This is a genomic window from Bacillota bacterium (assembly GCA_036504675.1).
Lineage (GTDB): Bacteria > Bacillota > Sulfobacillia > JAJYWN01 > JAJZPE01 > DASXUT01.
This window is the reverse complement of sequence record DASXUT010000067.1, coordinates 28515-46769: the sequence shown is the minus strand read 5'-3', so window position 1 is coordinate 46769 and position 18255 is coordinate 28515. Positions and strand designations below refer to the sequence as shown.

Sequence of the window (18255 nt, the reverse complement as noted above, 5' to 3'; positions counted from 1 at the left end):
GTTGGTGTGACTCCTCTCACTGTTTAGCCACGGATGTCCATCTTCGGGTCGAAGGCGTCCCGGAGAGCGTCGCCGATCAGGTTGAAGGACATCACGCAGAGGAAGACGACGAGCCCCGGCATGAGCGTGACCCAGGGGGCCTCGCGCAGGTACGAGCGACCATCGGCGACCATGTTGCCGAGGCTGGCCGTGGGCGGCTGGACCCCGAGGCCGATGAAGGACAGGCCGGCCTCGGCCAGGATGGCCCAGGCCACCTGGAGGGTGGCGATGACCAGCACCGAGCCCATCACGTTGGGCAGGATGTGGCGGAAGAGGATGCGGGTGCGGCTGGTCCCGGTGGCCCGGGCGGCCAGGACAAACTCGCGCTCCTTCCACGACAGGTACTCGCTACGAACGATGCGGGCCGTCGTCGGCCAGGAGGTCAACCCGATGACCAGGATGAGCACGGGGATGGAGCGCCCGAAGAGGGCGACGATCCCGAGCATCAGGAAGAAGGTCGGAAAGGCCAGGATGACGTCGGTCAAGCGCATCAAAATCGTGTCGACGAGGCCGCCGGCGTAACCGGCCACCGCCCCGACGAAGACACCCAACGAGATGACGATGAGCACGGCCACCGTGGCCACGCTGAGCGAGACCCTCCCGGCGTAAAGGACCCGCGAGAAGACGTCCCGACCAAGCTGATCCGTGCCGAAGAGGTGCTGCGGCGACGGATGGACCAGGCGGGCCTTGAGGTTCGGCTGGTCGGGCTGGTAGGGCGCGATGGCCCCGGCGAAGACCGCCCCGAGGACGAGGGCGAGGATGATGCCAAGGCCGACGACGGCCGCCCGCGACCGTCGGAAGCGCCGCCAGAGCGAGCGCCGCCGGCCTCGGACCTTCTTTGCGTTTTCCTTTGCCATATCCCACTCCTCCAGCGTCGGCGGCTAGTGCAGCTTGACCCGCGGGTCGGCGACGCCGTAAAGGATGTCGGTCAGGAGGTTCGAGCCGATCACCAGGACGGCGGCGATGAGGTTGGTCGTGATGATCAGCGGGTAGTCACGGGCCATGGCGGCGGTGATGGCCAGGCGCCCCATCCCGGGGATGGCGAAGACGCTCTCGAGGACCACCGAACCGCCCAGGACGTATGGGATGTTCAGCCCGAACATCGTAAGGACCGGGAGGAGTCCGTTGCGCAGGGCGTGGACCAGGAAGACCGTCCTTTCGGCGAGCCCCTTGGCCCGAGCCGTCCGCACGTAGTCCTCGCTGAGGACCTCGAACATCGAGGACCGGGTGAAACGGTAGAACTCGGGCAAGAGCCCGAAGGACATGGTCAGGACGGGCATCACCATGTGCGGCAGGATGCCCCCCAGGGACCAGGCCTGGACGCCCGGAGGCAGAATTCCCGAAGCCGGCAAGAGGCGAAGCTTCTCGGTGAGGAAGTAGATCAGGATGAGGGCGCTGACGAAGGTCGGCATCGACAGCCCGCCCAGCGACAGGACGGAGAAGGTCTGGTCGGCCGGGCCGAAGGGCCGTCGGGAGACGAAGGCCCCCAGGGCTACCCCGAGAATCAGCGAGATGATCAACGAGGTCACCCCGAGAAGGGCCGTCACCGGGAGGGTCCGGGCGATCATCGTCATCGCCGGGACGCGCTGGCTGAAGGAGACCAGGCTGCCGGTAAAGATGCCCTTCATCATGAACAGGTACTGCTCGAGGAAGGGCTTGTCCAACCCGTATTGATGGCGGATGGCGGCGAGGTCCACCAGAGACTGCTTCTCCGGAGGGACGATGGCGTTGATGGGGTCGCCCGGAACCAGCTTGACCATCAAGAAGACCAGCAGCGAGATGCCGATCAGGATGGGGATGGCCTGGAGGACTCGTCTGGTGATGAACTTGGCCAACTGGCCTCACTCCCTCAGAAAAGAGACGGCCGGGTCTGTCGGAGGCTGCCCGAGGAGGTCGCCCCGCGGGCGACGTTGCGCGCCGCCCACGGGGCACCTTGGTACCGGGCTACTTGAGGTCGCTCCAACCGGCGCCGCGGCTCAACTTGAGCCACATCATGTCCCAGATCGGCTGGCTGGCGTCGACGTTGAGCTTGGCGTTGTAGACAATGTAGGCATCTTCGCGGAAGGCGTGAATCCGGTAGACGTTGTCATAGATGGTCTTCTGAATGTCGTCCCAGATCGGCTTGGCCTTGGCCTGGTCGGGGGTGCGCATGACCTCGTCGATCTTGGCCGCCAGGGCCTTGTCGTCCCAACCTTCCCGCTTGTGCTGGGTGGTCCCGACGCCGCCGAAGTTGAACTCCACGGCCCGCGAGGAGGGCCAGGCGCCGACAAAGGAGTTGCCCCACTGCATCATGATCAGGTCCCACTTGGTGCCGCCCTTGGTGTAGACGTCGGCGTAGAAGGCGCTGGCCTCATAGTTCTGGACGGTGGCCGAAATGCCGATCTTGGCCAACTGATCCTTGAGGACCAGGGAGATGTCCTCCTGCAACTTCTTGGTCACCGGGAAGACCACCGTCAGCTTCTGGCCGTCCTTGACCCCCTTGACCCCGTGGGCCTCGACGACGCCGTCATTGTTGGTGTCCTTCCAGCCGGCCTCGGCCAGGAGCTGCTTGGCCTTATCCGGGTTGTACTCGTAAGGCTGGAGGTTCTTGTTGTACTCCCAGTTGTCGGGATGGAACAGGCTGGTGGAAAGGGTGCCCTTGCCCTTGTAGAGTCCGTCGAGGACGCCCTTCCAGTCGAAGGCGTAGGTCAGGGCCTGGCGAACCTTGAGGTCCTTCCACTCCGGCTTGTTCTGGTTGATCATCAGGTGGCGCCCATAGGGTCCCTTGGTCTGGACGCCCTTGAAGTTCGCGTCGGCGGTGAGGCCGGCGTAGTCGTCGACGGGGACGTTCATGACCACGTCGACCTTGCCCGCCTTCAACTCGGCGATGGCCGTCGCCGGCTCGGGGATGATCCGGTAGATGATCTTGTCGAAGGCCGGTTTCGGCCCGAAGAAGTCGGCGAACCGCTCAAAGACGATCTCGCTGCCCTTGGTCCAGCTGGTCAGCTTGTAAGGGCCGCAGTAGATGGGCTTGGTGTTGAAGGGGTCGTCGACCATCTTGTTCGACGCGACGTTGCCCAGGAGGTGATACGGGAGGATGGCGTCGGCGGCGAGGATGGCCAGGACCTGGCCGGACTTCTCGGCGAAGGTCAGCTTGATGGTCTGGTCGTTGACGATCTCGACGCCCGAGACCGACTTGGCCTTGCCCGTGGCGAACTCATCGGCACCCTTCAGCAGGAGGCTGGGGCCGCCGCCCGACGGCGTATCGGGCAGGATGGTCTGCTCGATGGTGAAGGCGACGTCCTTGGCCGTGACCGGCTGGCCGTCCTGCCATTTCGCCTTGGGGTTGAGATGGAAGGTGTAGACCATCCCGTCGGTGGACATCTCGTAGCTATCGGCCAGGGCCGGCTGAACCGTGCCATCCGGCTGCACGTAGACGAGAGGCTCACCCATGATCGTCAGGAGCTGGTCGATGAGGAACAGACCGGACTGGGTCCAGAGGGCGGTATCAAGGTCGGTGTCGCCGGCGATGACCAGGACGTTCTCGCGCTTGGCCGTCTTGGCCCCGCTGCATCCGCTGAGAACCAGGGTCAGGAGAAGGATGCAGGCGATCAGGACGGACAGCGTCCTGGCCCAGCCCTTGCCGCGGAGGCGGCTGTGGATAGCGGTCAACTTGTTCTCCCCTTTCTTCTGCCTCAGCCTTTAGGCTCGGCCTTCATTGCGGTTCGAATCAACCTCGGCCGGGGCCGGGGGCGCCCCTAGTCGATGTCTTCTTCCTTCAACCCGCTGATGATCATCGGCTTGACCCGGTCGAGGTGGGTCTTCATCGCCACGGCGGCCCGGTCGGGGTCGCCGGCGACGACGGCCTGAGCGATGTGATTGAAGTCGGACACGGCTTCTTCGATCTGCTCCTCCCCGGTCTCGTGATTGACGACCGACCGGTAGAAGACGTGGCTGATCTTGAGCAAGATGCCCTGCAGGTCGTCGAGCAACTGACAAAGGACCTCGTTGTGGGTCATTCGGGCCACGGCCAGGTGCAAGGACGTGTCGCCATCCTCCGGGACCCGACCGCCCAGATAGGCGGCGGCCAGTCGGTCGTAAATCCGCCCCATCTCGGCCCGGTCCTCGGCCGTGGCGCGCTCGGCCGCGAGGCGGGCCGCCTCGATCTCGAGCACCTGACGGACCTCGTACGATTCGAGGATCCGCCGCCTGGTCCGGTCGAGCGAGAGGGCCATCGGGCTGAGCAAGGAAGCCGGCAGCCGCTTGGCGACGTAGGACCCATCGCCGGCGCGGATCTCGATCACGCCCAACGTCTCGAGGATGCTGAAGGCCTCCCGCATCGACGGCCTCGAGACCCCAAGCCGCTGAGCCAGCTCTCGCTCGGGAGGCAGTTGCTGCCCCGGCTTCAGGTCGCCGGCGGTGATCAGGGCCTCGATCTGCTCGATGATCTCTTCATAGACCTTCTTAGTGCGAATCGCCGCGAACGGAGTCACAGGTTCTCACCCCCCTTCAAACGACCAACGATGGCCGAGATTGTCCGACGGGTGCGTCCAAACGAACTGTGTCCGATCACTCCGGACGCCGCATCGGACTCCGCTGCTGTACCAAAGCCCGCGGCCTCATTGGCTCGGCGGGCTTTGACCAGGCGGTCGGTATTCGGCCTCCGGGTTCTGGTGCTCCCACCAGCGTGCGTTCGGTTTTGGCGTTCGGTTTTGGCGTTCGATCTTGGCACTCACGTGGATGGCTCGGTCGGCCAGGCCCGGTCAGGTGGCCAGGGTATCCAGCTGGTCAGATGTCTTGACCAATTCGACGGTGTCCACGGACATCCCTGCTAACTAGGCAAAAAACTCAATGGAATGGTCTGGGCTGACAAAAAAAGGGACCCAGGGTTTCCCGGGTCCTTGGGTCGACTCAAGTGAATCCGGCGAATCGGTGGCTCAGATCGCTCCAACGTCCTTCCCCGCCTTTTCGATGGCCGCCAGCGTATCGTCAAGGTCCTTCCGGGTGTGGGTGGCCATCAGCGAGAGGCGGATCCGCGAAAGCTTTCGGGCCACGGCCGGGTAGAAGACCGGGTTGACGTAGATGCCCATGGCGTCGAGGCGGCTACCCATCTCCTTGACTTTGCGGTCGTCCCCGATGATCAGCGGGAAGATGGCCGTCTCGGCGTTGCCGAGGTCCCAGCCCAAGGCCCGGAGGTGCTCCCGCATGTAGACGATGTTCCTCCAGAGAGCCGTCCGCAGCTCCGGCTCCTCCTCGATGACGTCGAGGGCGGCGTTGAGGGAGGCCGACACGGCCGGCGGCAGGGCCGTCGAAAACATGTAGGACCGGGCATAGAACCGAAGGTAGTTGACGACTTCCTTGTTCGAAGCGACGAACCCGCCAATCCCGCCGAGGCCCTTGGAGAGGGTCCCGGCGACGATGTCGACCTGCCCGTCGACCCCCCAGTGCTCAGGGGTCCCGTGGCCGTTCTGGCCGATGACTCCGGTGGCGTGGGCCTCGTCGATCATCAGCCTCGCCCCGTGTTTGCGGCACACGTTGATCAGATCGGGCAGCGGGGCGATGTCCCCGTCCATGGAGAAGACGCCGTCGACGATGACCAGGATGCCCCGGGCCTCGCCCGAGCGGCGGAGCCGGCCGAGGAGCTTGTCAAGTACGTCCGTCTTGTTGTGCGGGAAGACCTTGATGGTCGCCCCGGAGAGCCTGGAGCCGTCGACGATGCTGGCGTGGTTGAGGATGTCGTTGACGATGACGTCACCCTGGCGGGCGAGGGCCGCGACGCAGCCGACGTTGGAGGAGTAACCGGCCGGGAAGACGATGGCCTCCTCGCACCCCTTGAACCTGGCCAGTTTTCGCTCGAGCTCGGTGTGCAAGTCGATGGTCCCGGCTAGGAGGGGGACGCTGCCGGCCCCTCCGCCGTATTTTTCGTAGGCCTTGATCCCTGCCTCGATGACCCGTGGGTGGGTGGTCAGCCCGAGGTAGTTGTTGGAGGCCATCATGACCATCTCGCGGACTTGGCCGGTGACCTCGTCACGGACCTTGACCCGATGGGCCGAGGGACCCAGCAGCGTCCGCTGGTACATGTAGTAGCCACTCTGCTTGTTGAGGGAGGTGAAACGCCAGAATGGCTTGCTCTTGGCGAAGATATCTTCGTCGGGCAGGTCGTAGAAGTCGGCCAGGCTATCCTGGAAGAGGTCGACTTCCCCGCGGAGCAGTCGTTCCCGCTTCTCGAGTTGGCGGCCCCCCCCGTTCGAGGGGCGGGCCGGGGCGGTCGCGCCGACGGTTCCCGCCACTTCGCGAACGTCTTCGGTCGAAACCTCAGGATTCATCTCTTGAGACCTCCCGATAGGAGCTGGTCAGTGCTGCATTTCCCAAGCTATAAAGGTGTTTGGATGGTTGTGCTGAGGGTTGGATGGGCAGGCTTCTGGTTCCATCCTAACATTGTGCACAATGTTGTGCAAGTCGATTCGCGGTCGAGGGGTTGTCCGTCTTGAGGGGACGGTTGACCGACAAATGACCCGAGGTCGTTGGCCGACCGCTCGAGGGAAGGCTGGGCGGGGAGGCCAAGACGACGCCGAGGCCAAGTCGGCCTCGGCGGTTTGGCACCTATTGGCGGGCTCATCGCCCGGTGCGACTCAGCGCGCCCGGCGGTCGGCCAACGGGGAGGTTGACCTCATCTGCCTGTGGAATCTTTGAATCCTCTGCTCTTGCGCAATGGCCACCTGTTGGCCCCCGCCGACCTCGGCCGGATGGACCTCCTGGTAATGGTCGGCACGGGGTCCTGGCCTTCGACGACCGGCCCGACCATTACCCGCTCGACCTATGAGGATGCCGAACCTGCCGGCTCGCAGCCGGACGTTGGGGGCCGCGACCCCGCCTCTACGGCTGATACTCCCGCAGGCTTTTCGCCCGCCACCGCGGCGCGGTCGGGTCCCGCGGCAGGTCCTTCGGGTCCAGGTGGGCCAGCCGTTCGGCGGTAACGCTGACCCCCTTCCCCCGCCGTTCGATCTGGCCCCAGACGATCAGCGGCGGACAGGGATCGCAGAAGATGTACTGCCCGTATTTCTGGTAAACGGATTCGAAGACGGTCACGTCGGCCAGCCCGAACTCGTCCTCGAGGGACAGGAAGACCACGGTCCTTCCGCTCTTGGTCGGCGGACGATGAGGCCGGACCAACAATCCAGCGATCTTCACCGGACGGCCGCGGCTCATCGCCGCCAGGGAACGACTGGCGCAAAAGCCGGCGGCCCTTAGTCTTTCCCGGAGCAGGCTCATATAGTGCCGCCTGACCTGGATCTCCAGGAGTTGATGCTCGAAGGCGATCTTCTCGAACTCGGTGAAGTCATCGATGGCCGGGCTTGGCGGGGCCGGCTCGGCCACCTCCAGCAGTCCGCCCACGCTTCCCCGGGCCAGGGCGTCGTCGAGCGACCAGAGAAGCGCCCGGCGGTTCGGCTCCCGCGAGTCGAAGGCGCCGACCTTGATCAGGTTCTCGATGATGTCACGGTCGACCGTGGTCCGGGCGCAGAAGTCAAAGAGATCAGCGAAGGGCCGCTCGCCGCGGCCTTTGATGATCGAGCCCAGGGCTTGGCTGCTCATCCCCTTGACCCTCTTGAGGGCGATGCGGATGCCCTGTTTCGGCGGATCCCCTTCGGCCGTCTCGCGTCCATTGATCGTCTCGACCTGGAAAGCCTCGCCGCTTTTGTTGACGTCGGGCTGAAGGATGGCCACCCCACGTCGCCTGGCCTCGACGCAGATGGTGTTGGGTGGGTAATAGCCCATCGGCTGAAGGGTCAGGATGCCGGCGAAGAACTCAGCCGGGTGGTACCGGAGGAGGTAGGCCGTCTTGTAAGCAGTACTGGCGAAGGCCGCCGCGTGGGCCTCGCAGAACCCATAGCTGGCGTACCCGGCCATGTAGCCGAAGACGGTCTCGGCCACCTCCCCCTCGACCCCTTTGGCCCGCGCCTTCTCCACGAAGAGGCGGCCGATCTCCTCCATGTCCTTGCGCGAGCGGGCATGGCTCATCACCCGGCGAAGACGGTCGGCCTCCCCCGGGGTGAAACCGGCGACGGCCGTGGCTATCTCGATGACCTGCTCCTGGAAAAGGACGACGCCATAGGTCCTTTCGAGGATCGGCTCGAGGGCCGGATGCAGGTAGGTGACCGGCTCCCGCCCGCGCCGGCGGGCGATGAACGGCTCAACCATGTTGCCCTTGATCGGGCCCGGCCGGATGAGGGCCACGCTGGCGACGATGTCCTCGATGTCCTCCGTCCCCAGGCGGGCCTGGAGGGCCCGCTGAGCCGGGCTCTCGAGCTGGAAGACGCCGATCGTCTTCCCCGTCTGAAGGAGCTTGTAGACCTCGGGGTCGTCCATCGGGATTTGGTCGTAGTCGAAGGCGCCTGCCGGCGGCCCTGGCGGGGTGGCGGAGGCCGCGGGCGGGGTGCCCCGGGCCGCGGTTTGGATGGCTCGGACCGACTCTTCGACTGCGCCCATCGTCCTCAGGCAAAGGAGATCCAGCTTGACCAGACCGGCGTCCTCGACCTGCGTCTTGTCCATCTGGCAGACGACGACGCCTTTGGCCGCCTCCTGAAGGGCGGTAACCTCGTTCAACGGGCAGGCCGAGATGACCACCCCGCCAAGGTGGGTTCCGAGGTGCCGGGGGAATCCGGCAACCTCGGCCGCCGCCTCAAAGAGCTTCTGATAGCGCCTGACCGGAAGCAGGCCGCCCTGCCTGAGTTCCGGGAGCCCCTCAAAGGCCAGCTTCAATTCATCGGCGCCGATCCAGGGAAGCCTCTTGGCCAACCGGTCGAGCTCCTCGGGGGGGAAATCCAGGACCTTCCCGAGGTCGCGGATGGCCGAGCGTCCTTGAAAGGTGTTGAAGGTAGCGACCGTCGCCACCCGGTCGGCCCCATAGCGCTCATAGATGTAACGGGTCACACGGTCACGGTGACGGGCGTCGAAATCGATGTCGATGTCCGGTTTCTCGGCCCTTTCCAGGCTCATGAAGCGCTCAAAGAGGAGGCCCCGCCGAATCGCATCGACGTCGGTGATCCCCAGGCAATAGGCCACCGCTGAGTCGGCGGCCGAACCTCGCCCGGCGAACCGAATCCCCTGACCACGGGCGTACTTGGCGACATCCCAGACGAGCAAGAAGTAGTCCTCGTAGCCCAGCTTGGTGATGATGTCGAGCTCGTGGTCGAGACGGCCGCGGATGTCTGGAGTGATCGTCCGGTAACGCCAGACGGCGCCCTGACTGGCTACCTTGCGGAGGAACGAGCCCGCCGTCTCCCCCAGGGGCACGGTGAACTTGGGGAAGAGGTTGGCCCCCAAGTCCAGCGCGGGCTGGCAGCGCTCGGCAATCTCCTCGGTGGTGCGGACGGCCTCGGGGTGGGCCCTGAAGAGGGCGACCATCTCGGTCGGCGACTTGAGGTAGTTCTCGGCGTTGAGTCGGCGTTCGGGGTGCACCTCACCGATGGTCGTCAGGGTCCGGACACAGGTCAGCAGGTCGTGAGTGGGAAAACCTGCTTTGGTCAGGTAATGGACGTTGTTGGTGGCCACGACCCGGAGGCCCAACCGGTCGGCCAACTCCTTCAAGTCCTTGACGAGGGCGGTCGTCCCGGGTAGGAGTTCATCTTGCAACTCGATGAAGAAACGGTCGGGTCCGAAGAGGTCGCGATAGCGGCCGGCGACTTCCAAAGCCTCCTGGTGGCGACCTCGCAGGATCAGCGAAGGGATCTCGCCGCGGCGGCAGCCGGAGAGGGCGATGACCTCTTCACTATTCACCCGGAGCGCCGCCGGCCAAACCCGCGGATCCAGTCGGGGATTCTCCAGGTGGGCTCGGCTGACCAGGCGGCAGATGTTGGCGTAACCACGGGGGTTCTGGGCCAGCAAGGTTAGGTGCCCGCCAGCCACGCCGGCGCTGGCGTCGCCGGCGGACTTTTCCGGCTCGGACGCGAGCGGAGTAGCTACCCATAGCTCGACCCCTTGGATAGCTTTGATCCCGGCGGCCTTGGCGGCCTTGGCCAACGGGACAGCCACGCTGAGATTACTGTGGTCGGTCACGGCGATGGCCGGAGAACCGTCATCGGCGGATTTGCTTACCAGGTCCTCGATGCGGCCGGCCCCATCGAGGAAGGAAAACTGACTGTGGACGTGCAGGTGTGAGAAGGTCATCGTCGGGCCCCGTTTCAATCAGTCATAGATCTTGTAGAGTTTCCACTCTTCTCCGTTTGCGCCTAATCCGGCCGGCTTTGCGTCCTGCGGGCCCGAGGACCTTTTCTCCACCTCCCGCGACAGCTCGAAGACCCCGCCGTCGTCAGTGGCTACCCGAAAGACTTCCTTTGGACCGTCCCCGTCCCACCATTCGCCGGCCTCGACCCACCGGTCGAGGATCTCTTTCACCCGGTGGAAAGCGCGGTGACGGAAGGCCCGTGGGGTATGGTCGGGGTTGAGTTCGACCGAGATGCGGCAGTCGACGATACGGGACATGGTTCGCTCCTCCCTGAGCGGTAGGGATCCCAAAGGGCCAGCATCCTTTCGCGCCGGGGCACCTCGTCATCCTTGCCGAAGGCGATCACCCGGTCGGAGTACTTCTGGCGCAGGGCTTCAATCGTCCCTCCCAGCCCTTCCCGGGCCTTGGCCCGCTCGTGGGACACCGCGACGGGTTCGTAGAACAGGTCTGGCTGCAGGCCCGACAGGGGGGTGAGGTCACCGGCCACGGCCTTGAGCGAAGTCACCGGTTCATTGATTGTCAGCCTGGAGAGAAGGGTCATCAGCGCCCCCTTGAGAGTAGCGGCCGAGGACTCCGGCCGGGGAAAACCGCGGGCTGCGTGGTAGGCCGTCGGCCCGGCCCGCACTTCGAGGAGGACCCGCCGGCAACCCTCAAAGTTCTGGCTCAAGCGACGGCTCAGCTTGACGGCCAACCGGCCGGCGGCGGCGGCGACGACCTTGGCGTCGGACACGCCGGCATCGAAAGGTAACCTCTCTTCGAACTCCCGCCGCGGATAGAGCGGGCGCACTGGAGCTGGGTCCAGGCCGCGGGCGAGGTCGAGGATGAGCCGGCCGCCAAGACCAAAGCGCCGGTTCAACTGGCCCTGGGGCAGGTGGGCCAGCTGCCCGATGGTCGTGATCCCCAGCCCTTCGAGCTTCGAGACGGTGGCTTCATCGAGCCGCCAGAGCCGATCGGGCGGCAGCGGCGCCAGGTAGTCGGCCTCGCCGCCCCTGAGAACCTCGATGATCTCCGCGCCTGGCATGGTCGTCACCTGGGTCAGTCGGGCCGGCGTATAGGCTCCCTGGGAGCCGAGCACGGCGGCCTTGGCCACGAGCTTGGAGGAAGCTATTCCGATCCAAAGCTTGAAGGCCATCCTCGGGACGGCCGAGCCGACCAGGGCGGCTAGGGCCTCGCCTTCCGCCCGGAGACCGGTCAAATCGACGAAAGCCTGGGTTTCCGAAACCGGTTCGATGACCGGCGAGAGGTTTATAAGGAGGTCGAAGAACGAGCTGACCACGGGGCGGTAGGCAGCCTCGTCATAGTCGACCAATTTGGCCCAGTGGCAGGCCTGCTTAGCATGGCGTTCGCGGACGCCGACCAGGACTCCGGCGGCCCCGGCCTCGGCCGAGAAGTCAAGGACCCGGCCGTCTTTGATGACCACCTTCGCCCCGGCCGCCGGCCGGTCATCACCGTCCTGACCCCTCGCTTCAATGAGCCCCTCGGCCAGAGCCCCGCACAAGAGTCCACGAACCTCGATAAAAGCGATTCGACGCATGACCCCCACCCCGAGTATAAATCTGTCCCGAACACCTGTTCGGGTCTAAGCTCATTATACCCACCCCTCGGGTGGCTGTCAATCGACCCGCGGCCCTCGGCTTTAGGGACTTCCTTCCAGCTCAGGTGGGGCCGGGGATCCGCCCATCATCATCGTCACCCTGGTCGCCGTCCTCGCCGTGGTGGCCTACGTCCCCTCGGCCGATCCGGCCCGGGGCCGGCCTGACGGGTATCGGCCGAGAGGATTCCAAGCCGGCCACACAGAAAAGACCATTGACGATTTCCCGTCATCCGGGCCCGACTCCGCGCTTCTCGTTCGCCGAGTTTTGGGCACCTTTCGGCCCATCTTGCCGGATTTCCGTCACTCTTTCCACGCCGGATCGCCGTTCAGCCCCCCCATTTAGCTGCAGTCTGCTTCAGACGGCGAGGGACGGGCCCATCCCGGTGGTGGCACATTTCTTGCTCCAATCAACAACGTAGACAAATTCAGCGTCAGGGCCGGCCCCACCGCCCCCCCGTCGAGGCGCGCGGCCGGCGCGGGGCCTTCGCCGCCCCATTCGGAGCAGAGGAGGAGATGACCAATGGCCCGCCAGAGGATCCTGCCCATTGAGCCAAAGCTACAGGTCAAACTGTTCACCAGGGAAGAACTCGAGGCTTTCCACCAGGCCGCGCTCGAGGTCATGGAAGAGGTCGGCGTCTCGATGCCATCCCACAAGGCCCTGGACATCCTGGCCGGCGCGGGGGCCACCGTGAACCGCGAGAAGATGCACGTCAAGCTGCCCCGCGGCCTGGTCGAGAAAGCCCTTGAGACGGCCCCGAAACGGTACGTCCTGGGCGCCCGCGACCCGGATAACAACCTCGACCTCGACGGCAAGCACTGTTACCTGTCGACCGACGGCTGCGGCATCGAGACCTATGATCTGTGGACCGGCACCCGCCGGCTATCGACCAAGAAAGACATCGAAGACTCGGCGCGATTGGCTGACTCCCTGCCGGCCATCGCCTTCTACTGGGGACCGATGGTCAGCGCTCAGGACGTCCCGGCCAAGACCCGTCCCCTTCACGAGCTGCAGGCGGCCTTCGCCGGCACGGCCAAGCACGTCCAGCCGGAGACGATCATCGACGAGGAGGTCGCCAGGTATTCCGTGGAGATGGCGGCCGTCGTCGCCGGCGGCTACGAGGAGCTCCGCAAGCGCCCCGTCCTGTCGGTCATGCAGTGCGCCATGGACCCGCTCGGCCAAGACGGCGGCAGCCTGGAAGCCTCACTGGTGGCCGCCGAGCACGGACTGCCGACCGGCTTCATGCCGATGCCGATGTCCTGTGCCACCGCCCCGGCGACCCTGGCCGGCAACCTGGTGGTGACGACGGTTGACGCCTTGGCCCCGCTGGTCTTGATGCAGACGGCCCATCCCGGCTCGCCCTTCTTCTTCGCCGCCGCGCCCACCGCCATCGACCTCCGCCTTGGGAGCTACACCGGCGGCGGGCCGGAGGACTACCTCCTGGCCGCCGGCTTCCAGGAGATCTGCGCCCACTACGGCATCCCGCTGTCGATGGGGACCATGGCCACCGGAGCCAAGATGCCCGATTGGCAGGCCGCCGTCGACAACGTCTTCTCCACCGTCGCCTCGGTCTTCACCACCGTGGCCATGATGACCGGCGCGGGCATGCTCAATGGCTCGAAGATCATGTCCTTCCAAGAGATCATCATGGACGCCGAGATCTACGAGATCGCCCGGCGTTTCTCCCAAGGCATCCCGGTCGACCGCGAGACCCTCGCCGTCGACGTCATCAAGGAAGTCGGCATCGGCGGCAACTACCTCTCCCACAAGCACACCCGGGCCCACATGCGGGAGATCTGGCGGCCGACCATCGTCGACCGTAGCCCGCTCCAAGTGTGGGAGACTTCCGGTCGGGCCGGGGCCTTTGAGAAGGCCACCGAGATCGCCCAGAAGACGATCCGTGAATACGAGACCCAGCCGCTCGCCCCCGAGGCCCAGCGGGAACTGGAGGAAATCATCCGCAAGGCCGACGCCGGCCTGAGCGACTAGGCCCCCAGGGCTTACCCGCCCCGAGCGCGCGACATGACGCGCGATCACACCGATAGATAGAAGGAGGCGCCTGCCCAATGACCGACAAGCCAGCTTGCCTCGACCGGATCACCGCCATCGTCATCGAGGGCCTGATCGAGGACGCCGATGCCGCCGTCAAGGAAGCCCTGAAGGAAGGGGCCGAGCCCCTGGAGATCGTGGAGAAGGGACTCGTCCCGGGAATCGAGGAGGCGGGGAGCCGCTTCGCCCGCGGTGACTACTTCCTGCCGGAGCTGGTCGCCTCGGCTGAGGCCATGCAGACGGCGATGGCCGTCATCGACCCGCTGTTGAGGGCAAAGCACGAGGCCCGAAAGACCCTGGGTCATGTCCTCCTCGGAACGGTCGAGGGCGACATCCACACCATCGGCAAGAACATCGTCGGCGCTCTCTTGCAGGCGGCCGGCTTCACCGTCACCGACCTGGGGGCCAATGTCCCGGTGGACGCTTTCGTCGCCAAGAGCAAGGAGCTCAAGCCGGACTTCGTCGGCATGTCGGCCCTCCTCACCACGACCATGCCCAAGCAACAGCAGACCATCGAGGCCCTGGCCGCGGCCGGCGCCCGCGGCGGGCTGAAGGTGATCGTCGGCGGGGCCCCGGTGACCGGCGATTGGGCCAAGAAGATCGGCGCCGACGCCTACGCCGAGGACGCCGTAGCCGCCGTCAACGTGGCCAAGAAGTTGCTCGGCAGCTGATCTGTGAGGAGCTGATCCAAGTGGTCATCGTCGGGGAACTCATCAACACCAGCCGCAAGGCCGTCGGGGAGGCCGTCAAGAGCCGCGACGCGGCGGCTATCCAGGACCTGGCCCGCCGGCAGGCGGCGGCTGGGGCCGACTACATCGACGTCAACGCCGGGACCCTCGTCGGCGAGGAGAAGGAAGCCCTGTCCTGGCTGGTCCGGACGGTCCAATCGGCGGTCGACAAGCCATGTTGCATCGATAGCGCCGACGCCGGGGCGGTCGCCGCCTCCCTCGAAGTCCATCGGGGCAAGGCCATCATCAACTCGGTGACCATGGAGAAGAACCGGTTCGCCGCGATGAGCCTCCTCCCGGCGAAGTATGGGGCGAGGATCATCGGTCTGTGCATGGATGACAAGGGCATCCCCGTCGACGCCGGGTATCGCTTCGAAGTCGCCAATCAACTGGTGGAAGAGCTGACTTCGACCGGGGTGGCCAGGGACGACATCTTCCTCGATCCGCTGGTCCAGCCGATCAGTACGGGCACCGACAACGGTCTGGTCGTCCTGGACACCATTCGGGCCATCCGGGACCAACTCCCCGGGGTCCACGTGATCTGCGGGTTGTCCAACGTGTCTTACGGGTTGCCTAACCGCAAGCTCTTGAACACGGCCTTCCTCGTCCTGGCCATGGCCGCCGGGCTCGATGGGGCCATCCTGAACCCTCTCGACGCTGAACAGATGGCCTACTTGACCGCCACCCGGTCACTGCTCGGGCAGGACCGGTTCTGTCGCGCCTACCTGACCGCCCATCGGCAGGGAAGGCTCGGCGGAGACGCGGCCAAGGGCTCAAAATAGGAGCGAGTCTATGGGAGACACACCCGAAAGGGGCATCGACGGCGTCGTCTTGAAGTCCATCCTGGCCACGGTGGACGAGGCCATCCACATCGTCAACACCGAGGGGTTCACCACTTATTACAGCCCCGCCGCGGCCAGGCTGGACGGCCTCGACCAGTTTGAAGTCATCGGCAAGCATCTCCTGCAGGTCTATCCCTCGCTCAGCCGGGAGACCAGCACGCTGCTCCTGGTCCTGCGGACCCGGAAGCCCATCCTCAATCAGCAGCAGACCTATGTCACCCGAAAGGGCACGGCCATTCACTGCATCAACACCACCGTCCCCATCTGGGACGGGCCGGACCTCGTCGGGGCCCTGGAGATTTCCCGCGACATCACCTCGGTCAAGGAACTGTCGGACACCATCAGCAACCTCCGGGAAGAACTCTACCCGCCGCGCCCGGCCGGGCGGGCGCAGGCGGGCCTCGGCGCCCGCTACACCTTCGACAGCATCATCGGACGCGACCCCAAGCTCACCTCGGTCCAAGAGGCCGCCGCCAAGGCGGCCGCCACCACCCTGCCGGTCTTCGTCTACGGCGAGACCGGGACGGGCAAAGAGCTGCTGGTCGAAGCAATCCACTCGGCCAGCCATCGGCACAACGGCCCCTTCCTCGCCCAGAACTGCAGCGCCCTCCCGGAGACGCTGCTCGAAGGGATCTTCTTCGGGACGACGCGCGGCGGTTTCACCGGGGCCACCGACCGCCCGGGCCTCTTCGAGATGGCCTCGGGTGGGACCCTCTACCTCGACGAGCTCAACACGATGCCCCTCCCCCTACAGAGCAAGCTGCTCCGGGTGGTCGAAACGGGCGAGGTGCGGCGGCTGGGCGACCTCAAGGTGCGCGCGGTCGACATCCGCTTGATCTCCTCGAGCAGCCTGGCTCCCGACCGAGCCATCGCCGACGGCCAGCTCCGCGCGGACCTCTACTACCGTCTGAGCGCCGTTAACCTGGGCCTGCCGCCGCTTCGGGAACGTCGAAGCGACATCCCCCTCCTCGTCGAGCACATGCTCCGGCGGGGCAATGCTCGGCTGGGCTTGGCCGTCCGCGGTTGCACCCCGAAGGCGATGGACGCCTTGCTCAACCACCGTTGGCCCGGGAACGTCCGCGAACTGGCCAACGCCATCGAAGGAGCGATGGCTCTGGCCGGCGAGCCGATCATCGACCTCTGTCACCTGCCGGCAACTGTCCGCGGCGAACCTTTCGAGCAGGCCGGCGGACCCCTCGGGCCGACGGTCATCGCCGGGCCGCCGCCGATGCCCAGCGGCCGGCCGGCCGGCTTTGGCGGGCTCGATCTGGCCATCGCGGCCTACGAGCGCCAGCTGATCGAGGGCGCCCTCAACGAGGCCGGCGGCAATGTCTCGCGCGCGGCGACCAGCCTGGGCGTACCGCGAACGACGCTCCAATACAAGCTGCAGGTCCTCGGCCTCTCCGGCTCAGCAAGGAGGAAGACAGGATGAGGGACTACTACTCGATCCCTCGCTTCACCAACGTCAGCGAAAAGGACTGGCACGATTGGCATTGGCAGATCCGCAACCGGCTGATGACCGTCGAGGACCTCGAAGGCGTGGTCGACCTGACCCCCGAAGAGAAGCACGGGGTCAAACGTTGTCTCGAGACCCTGCGGATGGCCGTCACGCCGCACTATGCCTCGTTGATCGATCCGGATGACCCGCACGACCCCATCCGCCGGCAGGCCATCCCGACCATCAATGAACTGAAGTTCGCCCCGGAGGACCTCGAGGACCCGCTCTTCGAGGACATCGACTCGCCGGCCCCCGGCCTCACCCACCGTTACCCCGACCGGGTCCTGCTCCTCGTCTCCGACCAGTGTTCGATGTACTGTCGCCACTGCACCCGCCGCCGGTGGGCCGGCCAGAACGACCGTCCACGGACCCAGGAAGAGATCGACGCGGCCGTCGACTACGTCCGCCGGACACCGGTCGTCCGCGACGTCGTCCTCTCGGGCGGCGACCCGCTAACCCTCGACGACGACCGGCTCGAGTACGTCATCAGGAGCCTGCGGGACATCCCGCACGTCGAGATCATCAGGATCGGCACCAGGACGCCGGTGGTCATGCCCCAGCGGATCACCCCTGAACTGGTCAGGATCCTCGCCAAGTATCACCCCTTCTTCGTCAACACGCACTTCAACCACCCAAAGGAGCTGACCCCGGCGTCCCTGGAGGCCTGCGCCCGGCTGGCCGACGCGGGCATCCCCCTGGGCAACCAGACCGTCCTCCTCCGCGGGATCAACGACTGTCCGGTGGTCATGCGTCAACTGGTCCATGGGCTCCTCAAGGCCCGCATCCGCCCGTACTACCTCTACCAGTGCGACCTCTCACAAGGGCTGTCGCACTTCCGGGCGCCGGTCGCCCGGGGCATCGAGATCATCGAGATGCTCCGCGGGCACACCTCGGGGCTGGCCGTCCCGACCTTCGCCATCGACGGCCCCGGCGGAGCCGGGAAGATCCCGGTCAGTCCACAGTACCTCATCTCCCAGGCTCCCGGGCAGTATGTTCTGCGCAACTACGAAGGGACCCTGACCGTCTACAACGAGCCGGCCGGCGTGGCCGAAGCCGACGCGGCCGCCCACCGCAAGGGTCCGGACGGGAAGTGCCCCGTCTGCGGGACCGACCATTCGGCCTTGAGCCAGGGGGTCGGGGTCCTCTTCCGCGGCGACGCCCTGAGCGTCGAACCGGTCGGACTGAGTCGGGCCAAGCGCCGGCACGAGTTCGAACATGAGCACCGGCCCGAGGACGAGCACCATTGACCGGACTCGACCCGAAAAAGCCCCTCCTGCCTTCGGACAGGAGGGGCTTCTCATTG

13 protein-coding genes are annotated in these 18255 nt (G+C 65.7%); 5 read left to right on the top strand and 8 right to left on the bottom strand.

The annotated features are described in order from the left end of the window. Positions 1-23: 23 nt before the first annotated feature. From VGL40_05200 to VGL40_05165, 8 genes are all read right to left on the bottom strand, one after another. A complete protein-coding gene (locus VGL40_05200) occupies positions 24-896 on the bottom strand; it encodes an ABC transporter permease (protein HEY3314664.1) in 873 nt (290 codons plus the stop codon). Positions 897-920: 24 nt separating this feature from the next. Further along, positions 921-1874 (bottom strand): ABC transporter permease, encoded by a 954-nt coding sequence (locus tag VGL40_05195; protein HEY3314663.1) that lies wholly within the window; start codon positions 1872-1874, stop codon positions 921-923. 109 nt (positions 1875-1983) lie between these two features. Further along, positions 1984-3690, bottom strand: a complete 1707-nt coding sequence (locus VGL40_05190) for an ABC transporter substrate-binding protein (GenBank protein ID HEY3314662.1) — start codon at positions 3688-3690, stop codon at positions 1984-1986. Positions 3691-3776: 86 nt separating this feature from the next. After that, entirely contained in the window at positions 3777-4511 is a 735-nt protein-coding gene (locus VGL40_05185) for a FadR/GntR family transcriptional regulator (protein HEY3314661.1), read from the bottom strand. A 444-nt stretch (positions 4512-4955) separates the two neighbouring features. Further along, positions 4956-6344, bottom strand: a complete 1389-nt coding sequence (locus VGL40_05180; protein ID HEY3314660.1) for an aminotransferase class I/II-fold pyridoxal phosphate-dependent enzyme — start codon at positions 6342-6344, stop codon at positions 4956-4958. 550 nt (positions 6345-6894) lie between these two features. Continuing rightward, the gene (locus VGL40_05175; GenBank protein ID HEY3314659.1) at positions 6895-10185 is read right to left on the bottom strand and encodes a DNA polymerase III subunit alpha; all 3291 of its coding nucleotides are present in this window, start codon (positions 10183-10185) and stop codon (positions 6895-6897) included. An 18-nt stretch (positions 10186-10203) separates the two neighbouring features. Then, a complete protein-coding gene (locus tag VGL40_05170; GenBank protein HEY3314658.1) occupies positions 10204-10413 on the bottom strand; it encodes a DUF6504 family protein in 210 nt (69 codons plus the stop codon). Next, entirely contained in the window at positions 10410-11777 is a 1368-nt protein-coding gene (locus tag VGL40_05165) for a DNA polymerase Y family protein (GenBank protein HEY3314657.1), read from the bottom strand. The genes VGL40_05170 and VGL40_05165 overlap by 4 nt, the downstream gene beginning before the upstream one ends. Positions 11778-12357: 580 nt before the next feature. Here VGL40_05165 and VGL40_05160 point away from each other — a divergent pair. The 5 genes from VGL40_05160 to ablA all read left to right on the top strand — a co-directional run bounded on the left by VGL40_05160 (position 12358) and on the right by ablA (position 18199). Next, on the top strand, positions 12358-13824 hold the full coding sequence (locus VGL40_05160) for a trimethylamine methyltransferase family protein (GenBank protein HEY3314656.1): 1467 nt from the start codon (positions 12358-12360) through the stop codon (positions 13822-13824). A 77-nt stretch (positions 13825-13901) separates the two neighbouring features. Next, entirely contained in the window at positions 13902-14555 is a 654-nt protein-coding gene (locus tag VGL40_05155) for a cobalamin-dependent protein (protein ID HEY3314655.1), read from the top strand. A gap of 20 nt (positions 14556-14575) precedes the next feature. Next, positions 14576-15394 carry a methyltetrahydrofolate cobalamin methyltransferase gene (locus VGL40_05150; GenBank protein ID HEY3314654.1) on the top strand — a complete coding sequence of 273 codons (819 nt, stop codon included), beginning with the start codon at positions 14576-14578 and terminating at the stop codon, positions 15392-15394. A gap of 10 nt (positions 15395-15404) precedes the next feature. Beyond that, positions 15405-16886, top strand: a complete 1482-nt coding sequence (locus tag VGL40_05145) for a sigma 54-interacting transcriptional regulator (protein HEY3314653.1) — start codon at positions 15405-15407, stop codon at positions 16884-16886. Next, positions 16883-18199 carry a lysine 2,3-aminomutase gene (gene ablA / locus VGL40_05140; protein ID HEY3314652.1) on the top strand — a complete coding sequence of 439 codons (1317 nt, stop codon included), beginning with the start codon at positions 16883-16885 and terminating at the stop codon, positions 18197-18199. Before VGL40_05145 ends, ablA begins: the two co-directional genes overlap by 4 nt. The last annotated feature ends 56 nt before the right edge of the window (positions 18200-18255 follow it).

Bases quoted from the DNA above. Each gene is read 5' to 3' on its own strand.
- VGL40_05200 (HEY3314664.1), bottom strand. From the start codon at position 896: ATGGCAAAGGAAAACGCAAAGAAGGTCCGAGGCCGGCGGCGCTCGCTC.
- VGL40_05155 (HEY3314655.1), top strand. From the start codon at position 13,902: ATGACCGACAAGCCAGCTTGCCTCGACCGGATCACCGCCATCGTCATC.
- ablA (HEY3314652.1), top strand. From the start codon at position 16,883: ATGAGGGACTACTACTCGATCCCTCGCTTCACCAACGTCAGCGAAAAG.
- VGL40_05160 (HEY3314656.1), top strand. From the start codon at position 12,358: ATGGCCCGCCAGAGGATCCTGCCCATTGAGCCAAAGCTACAGGTCAAA.
- VGL40_05180 (HEY3314660.1), bottom strand. From the start codon at position 6,344: ATGAATCCTGAGGTTTCGACCGAAGACGTTCGCGAAGTGGCGGGAACC.
- VGL40_05175 (HEY3314659.1), bottom strand. From the start codon at position 10,185: ATGACCTTCTCACACCTGCACGTCCACAGTCAGTTTTCCTTCCTCGAT.
- VGL40_05165 (HEY3314657.1), bottom strand. From the start codon at position 11,777: ATGCGTCGAATCGCTTTTATCGAGGTTCGTGGACTCTTGTGCGGGGCT.
- VGL40_05145 (HEY3314653.1), top strand. From the start codon at position 15,405: ATGGGAGACACACCCGAAAGGGGCATCGACGGCGTCGTCTTGAAGTCC.